Genomic DNA, 4,600 nt, shown 5'->3' on the forward strand with positions numbered 1-4,600 from the left:
GGCCACCCGCAGAGCAGGGTCGAAGACCTCATGCCCTGGAACTTCCGCAAGGCGTCAAGCCCGAAGCCAAAGGGCATCGCCTAAGCGCTTACTGCGAAGTACCTCATGTGGAAGGACCTGGTCGACCGGACGGACGCGCTCCGCCGGAACCGGCTCGTCCGCCACCTGATCGACGCGCCGCGCGATCCCTACCCAACGGAGATCGGCTTCGTGGAGGCCGAGCGGCTCGATCGGGACTACAAGCCATCGGATCTCCTGACACCGTTGCCAGCCGACTCCTCACAGATGGCGGCGATTGCCACCGCCGATCGAGGCAAGGACTTCATCGTCATCGGTCCGCCAGGTACCGGAAAGAGCCAGACTATCAGCAACCTGATCGCGCACCTGCTGGGAACCGACAAGACAGTTCTCTTCGTTTCGGAGAAGACTGCAGCGCTCAATGTCGTCCACCGACGCCTCGAGCAGGAAGGTCTCGGCCAGTTCTGCCTCGAGCTCCATTCCAGCAAGGCGCGCAAGGCGGACGTGCTCAGCCAGCTCGAGAGGGCCTGGAGCGCTCGACGACGCCTGACGACAGAGGAATGGCAGCAGGAGGCCGACCGCCTCATGGAGCTGCGCGACCGCCTCAACCGCGTCGTCGAGCATCTGCATCGCCGGCATCCCAATGGCCTGACCGCGCACTACGCCATCGGTGTGAAGGTGCGGGACGAGGAGCTGGCCGGCCGCGTTTCGATCTCCTGGCCTCGCTCCGACCAGCATTCAGAGCAAGACCTCGCTCGCCTGCGCGAGGCGGCCGAGAACCTGCGTATCCAGGCAAAGGCCATTGGGACGACCACGGACAACCCCTTCAGGCTCATCGCGACAGGGGACTGGAGTCCGCAGTGGGAGAATGAGCTCGTTGAGAGGGCGGTCGCCCTCTCCTCTGCTGCAGAAGCCGCGGACCGGGCCTGCTCCGCTCTTTCCGAAACGATCGGCGTCCAGCTTCCGGATCGGACAATGGAGCGCCTGGAGGCGTTCGGCCGCCTTGCCCAGGTTCTCGCCGACTCCTACCGCAGGCAGACCTCCTACGCACTTGAGCAGGACGGCCCGGACGTCATCGACGCGCTGGAGGAGGCGGTGGAGCGCTTGAAGGCTTACGCCGAAGCCCAGGCGCAGCTCAGTTGCCGGTACGAACCTATGGCTTGGCGCAAGCTCGATGGAGAGGAAATCGGCCGGAAGTGGCAGGAAGCATGTGCGGCTTGGTGGCCGAAGAGCGTCTTCGCGCGCCGCGCCGTGATGAAGGAGTTGGGTCTGGGTGGTGCACTCGGGAAGCCTGATCCGAGAAGCGACGCTCCAGTGCTGACGAGGTTGCGAGCGGAAGGTGAGGCGATCGACCGGGTCGATGGCCGGCTCTCCGTACTCAAGGTATGGTCCGGCCACGAGACCGATCCCAAGACCGCCGAAGCCCTGCGGGAACTCGGCGGGCGGGCGCGCGAGGCTGTAGGCCACTTGGCCGACGATGCGCACGGCCTTGCCGAGACACGCGGCAAGGTGCGCATGCTGCTTCAGGACGGCAACGATCTGCTTGCACCCGAGGCGATCGTCGGTCGCGCCACGCGCAACTACCTCGACGCCTACGAGGCTCTGAAGCTGGCCTGCGAAGCGTTCGAGCAACGCGCCGGCCAGGGCGTACGCGAGTTCTTCCTGGCGGAGCGTCGTGTGCTCGAGGCGCTTCGGGAGTCCGCCGAAGCGATCATTTCGCGCCGCGCAGAGCTGAACGCTTGGTGTGCTTGGCGGAAGGTGCGGAACGAGGCGATCGACCTCGATCTCAAGGCACTGGTCGACGGTATCGAGGAAGGCCGAGTCCCGGTCGAGGAGATACCGGAGACCCTGGAGGCCGCCTACTGCGCTTGGTGGTCCGGGATGATTATCGGCGAGGACGAGGTGCTACGGACCTTCTCGACGCCGGCTCATGAAGACGCAATCGGCAAGTTCAGACGCCTCGACGAGGAGTTTCGAAAGCTCACGGCGGCCTACGTTGCTGCCAAGCTGAGCGGCGCCCTGCCGAGCCAGGATGATGTCCAGCGCAGCTCTCAGTGGGGCGTCCTCAGGCACGAGATTCAGAAGAAGAAGCGCCACAAGCCCGTGAGGCAGTTGATGCAGGAGGCGCCGGAGGTCGTAACGACATTGGCGCCCTGTCTGATGATGTCGCCCCTCTCGGTTGCGCAGTATCTGTCTCCTGAGCAGGCGCTCTTCGACGTGGTCATCTTCGACGAAGCCTCGCAGATCACTGTCTGGGACGCCGTAGGCGCCATCGCCCGCGGCAAGCAGGCGGTCGTCGCCGGCGATCCCAAGCAGATGCCGCCGACGAACTTCTTCAATCGTACCGAGGACGACCAGGACGGCGACGTCGACGAAGGCGACCTCGAGAGCATCCTGGACGAGCTGCGCAGCTCCAGTGTCCCGGAATGCACGCTCAATCTGCACTACCGCTCGCGCCGAGAGAGCCTCATCGCCTTCTCGAACAGCCGCTACTACGACGACAGTCTCGTGACCTTCCCGGCACCGGTCCATCCCGACAGGGGCGTACGGCTCGTCCGGCCGCACGGGTTCTATGCCCGGGGCGCGGCACGCACCAACGAAGGGGAGGCACAGGCCATTGTGGGGGAAGTGGTGCGCCGGCTGACGTCCGACGATGCGAAGGTGCGCGAACCCTCGATCGGCGTCGTCACCTTCAACTCCGAGCAGCAGTCCCTCATCCTGGATCTGCTCGACAAGGCGCGAAACGCCAATCCTGGAATTGAGTGGGCCTTTGCCGAGGACGCCCAGGAGGCGGTCTTCGTCAAGAACCTAGAGACGGTGCAAGGCGACGAGCGCGACGTAATTCTCTTCAGCGTCACCTACGGTCCCGACCGGTCCGGACACTTGACGATGAACTTCGGCCCGCTCAACCGCGACGGTGGTGAGCGCCGCCTGAACGTCGCGGTGACCCGTGCACGTTCAGAGATGATCGTCTTCTCGACGCTCCGGCCGGACCAGATCGACCTTTCGCGGACCAGCTTCCGGGCGGTTACGGACCTGAAGCATTTCCTGGAGTACGCCGAGCGAGGTCCTGCCGTCCTGGGCGCGGTCGTCAAAGGCTCGCTCGGTGACTTCGAATCACCCTTCGAGACGGCTGTGGCGAGGGCGCTTCGAGACCGCGGCTGGGCCCTCCACCCGCAGGTCGGAGTTTCGTCCTACCGGGTGGATATCGGCATCGTTCACCCGGATGCGCCCGGCGCCTACCTCGCCGGCGTCGAGTGCGACGGTGCCACGTACCACAGCGCCGCCTACGCGAGGGAGCGGGACAAGATCCGGCAGCAGGTCCTGGAGGGGCTCGGCTGGACGCTCTTCCGGGTCTGGTCGACCGACTGGTGGATCAACAAGGCTCACGCCGTGGACAAGCTTGACAGGCAGTTGCGGGAGCATCTGGAGGCCGACAAAGCGCGCCGCGCAGCCGAGGCGGAGGCCGGTCAAAGCGATGGGCGACCGGCCGACGAGCCCGAGCTTCCCGAGATGGCGGTTGGGGAGGATCCGCCAAACGCGTCGATCGAGATCGACGAACTGGAGGGGCGGCCTGCTCGCGAATCAGAGGCGCGCCCATTTGCCGCTGGCCGAACGGTGCGTGAGGCGGGCTGGTCGCCGCCGAGCGGGGGGAGTGACGTCGACGAGAGGCCGGACGAACTTCGGCTCGGGATTGGACCGGACAGACTGTCCGAGCGTCGCTATAGGAAAGCTTCCTTCGACGACGGCTCCCTCTCGGCCAAGCCTGAGCAATTCTATGACGCGGACTACGATCCGCGCCTGGTCGCGATGATCGATCATGTCATCGACGCCGAGGGCCCCATCCACGAGGAGGTCCTGGTGCGTCGTATCGCCCGCCACCACGGCTTCCAGCGGGCGGGGCGGCAGATCCGCGAGCGGGTACTCGACCTGGCAAAGACCCGACGTGGCTGCACGCGGGAGAACGTGGGCAGTTTCTTCTGGCGGAAGGACACAGTGAACGACCGCGTTGCTCCGGCTCGATATCACGGCCGCGACGACGAGATGCGGAAGGTCGAGCACATCTGCGCCGAAGAGCTTCAGGCTGTTGATCGCGATCTCCAACTGGGTGGCAATGCCATCGAACTTGCCCGAGCCCTGGGCATTGCGCGCCTTAGCCAGTCGGCGCGGGATCGGTTGGAGACGGCCGTTGCGCCTGGCAGCGAGGATGAGTCCGCACCGAACCTGTAGCGGGAGCCGCGGACCCCTCTCCATCGTACCCGTCCGGTGAGGACCGCGGGTCAGAGGCTTTCGTAGCGGCGGAGTTGGTGCGGGGTGGCCTTGTAGTGCTCGACCAGCTCTTTGAGACGATCCAGGCTGTCCGGCGTGAACGCGATGGTCTGCTGGTCGTCGGCGCCGTGGACCCAGAGGCAGCCGTCCTCGGGCTCCATCTCGCCGGCCACGTCCCACAGCCAGTCGAGGTCTTCGCCCAGGAGTTCGGCCACGCGCTCGATCGTCAGCACCAGGATGGGTGCCGCCATCGTCAGGCTGCCTTGGCGGCGTCCCGCAAGGCCTTCCACTCCCACGGCAGCAGCTCGTGCAG

At 65.7% G+C, this 4,600-nt stretch carries 2 protein-coding genes; one reads left to right on the forward strand and one right to left on the reverse strand.

Annotation, left to right across the window (positions count from 1 at the left end):
• Positions 1-105: 105 nt before the first annotated feature.
• Positions 106-4,248, forward strand: coding sequence for a DUF3320 domain-containing protein (locus B9O00_RS31905; RefSeq protein ID WP_085127477.1), 4,143 nt, complete (start codon positions 106-108; stop codon positions 4,246-4,248).
• Positions 4,249-4,298: 50 nt separating this feature from the next.
• Here the strand turns inward: B9O00_RS31905 and B9O00_RS31910 are convergent.
• A partial coding sequence (locus tag B9O00_RS31910; protein WP_235017244.1) for a hypothetical protein occupies positions 4,299-4,600 on the reverse strand: 302 nt, incomplete at its 5' end.

It is taken from the genome of Tistlia consotensis USBA 355 (assembly GCF_900177295.1).
Taxonomy (GTDB): Bacteria; Pseudomonadota; Alphaproteobacteria; order Kiloniellales; family DSM-21159; genus Tistlia; species Tistlia consotensis.

Bases quoted from the DNA above. Each gene is read 5' to 3' on its own strand.
- B9O00_RS31905 (WP_085127477.1), top strand. From the start codon at position 106: ATGTGGAAGGACCTGGTCGACCGGACGGACGCGCTCCGCCGGAACCGG.